Below are 1,739 nucleotides of genomic sequence, written 5' to 3' on the forward strand. Positions count from 1 at the left end.
GTCCGCTTCACCACCGAAGTCGCCGGCATTTCCGAACTGGGCCTGATCGGCCGTGGCGAGGATGCCGAGATCACCACCTATCTCGAACAGGCGATGACCTCGGAGCTGCAGGGCAATGTCATCGACCTTTGCCCGGTCGGCGCGCTGACCTCGAAGCCATTCGCCTTCCAGGCGCGGCCGTGGGAGCTGACCAAGACCGAATCCATCGACGTGATGGATGCGGTCGGCTCGGCGATCCGCGTCGATAGCCGGGGCCGCGAAGTGATGCGCATCCTGCCGCGCGTCAACGAGGCGGTGAACGAGGAGTGGATCTCCGACAAGACCCGCTTCATCTGGGACGGCCTGCGCACGCAGCGCCTTGACCGCCCCTATGTGCGCAAGGACGGCAGGCTGGTTGCTGCCAGCTGGGCCGAGGCCTTCGCCGCGATCAAGGACGCGGTGTCGAAGACGGCGCCCGAAAAGATCGGCGCTATCGCGGGCGATCTCGCCGCCGTCGAAGAAACCTATGCGCTCAAGCTGCTGATGGCTTCGCTCGGCTCGAAGAATACCGATTGCCGCCAGGATGGCGCCGCACTCGATCCGGCGCTGGGCCGTGCGAGCTATATCTTCAACCCGACCATCGAAGGCATCGAGCAGGCCGATGCGGTGCTGATCATCGGCGCCAACCCACGTTATGAAGCCTCGGTGCTCAATGCGCGCATCCGCAAGCGCTGGCGGACCGGCAATCTGCCGGTCGGCGTCATCGGCGATGTCGGCGATACCCGCTACGATTACGAACAGCTGGGCGCCGGGCCGGATTCGCTTGGGGATTTGGCCAACGGCAATGGCAAGTTCTTCCAGACGCTGAAGAAGGCGACACACCCGCTGATCATCGTGGGACAGGGCGCGCTGGCGCGTGCCGATGGCGCGGCCGTGCTCGGTCAGGCGGCCAAGCTCGCGGCCGCCGTCAACGCTGCTCGCGCAGACTGGAACGGCTTTGCCGTGCTGCACAATGCGGCCGGGCGCGTCGGCGGTCTCGATCTCGGCTTCGTGCCGGGCGAGGGCGGCAGAAACGTTGCCGGCATGCTGGGCGAAATGGAGCTCTTGTTCCTGCTCGGCGCCGACGAGATCGACATGGCCAAGACCGGCGGCGCCTTCGTCGTCTATATCGGCACGCATGGCGACCAGGGCGCGCACCGCGCCAATGTCATCCTGCCGGCGGCCGCCTACACGGAAAAATCGGCCACCTATGTCAACACCGAAGGGCGTGTGCAGCAGACCAACCGCGCCGGCTTCGCGCCGGGCGAGGCGCGCGAGGACTGGGCGATCCTGCGGGCGCTGTCGGATGTGCTGGGCAAGAAACTGCCGTTCGATTCGCTGCCGCAGCTGCGCGCCAAGCTTTATGGCGAATACCCGCATCTGGCCCGTATCGACCAGGTCGCGGCCGGCAATGCCGAGGATATCGCCGAGGTGGCGAAGCTCGGCGGACGGCTGAACAAGGGCACCTTCACCTCGCCGGTGAAGGATTTCTACCTGACCAACCCGATCGCGCGGGCATCGGCCGTGATGGCGGAATGCTCGGCACTGGCCAAGAGCGGCTTCAAGCAGGCGGCGGAATAAGCATGGACACTTTCTTCTCCTTCTACGTGCTGCCGGCGCTGCTGATCCTGTTGAAGTCAGTCGTGCTGATCGTCGTTCTTTTGATCTTCGTCGCCTACATCCTCTACGCCGACCGCAAGATCTGGGCGGCGGTGCAATTG

General features: G+C 65.2%; 1 protein-coding gene and 1 pseudogene. Both read left to right on the forward strand.

Translation table 11 applies throughout. The features are described from left to right. A partial coding sequence (locus tag EN969_RS29880; RefSeq protein WP_127419668.1) for a molybdopterin-dependent oxidoreductase occupies window positions 1–1,599 on the forward strand: 1,599 nt, incomplete at its 5' end. Window positions 1,600–1,601: 2 nt separating this feature from the next. After that, window positions 1,602–1,739: pseudogene (locus EN969_RS29885) on the forward strand (NADH-quinone oxidoreductase subunit H); the annotation flags it as partial.

The sequence above is a fragment of the Mesorhizobium sp. M7A.F.Ca.CA.003.01.2.1 genome (assembly GCF_003998945.1).
GTDB lineage: Bacteria > Pseudomonadota > Alphaproteobacteria > Rhizobiales > Rhizobiaceae > Mesorhizobium > Mesorhizobium ciceri.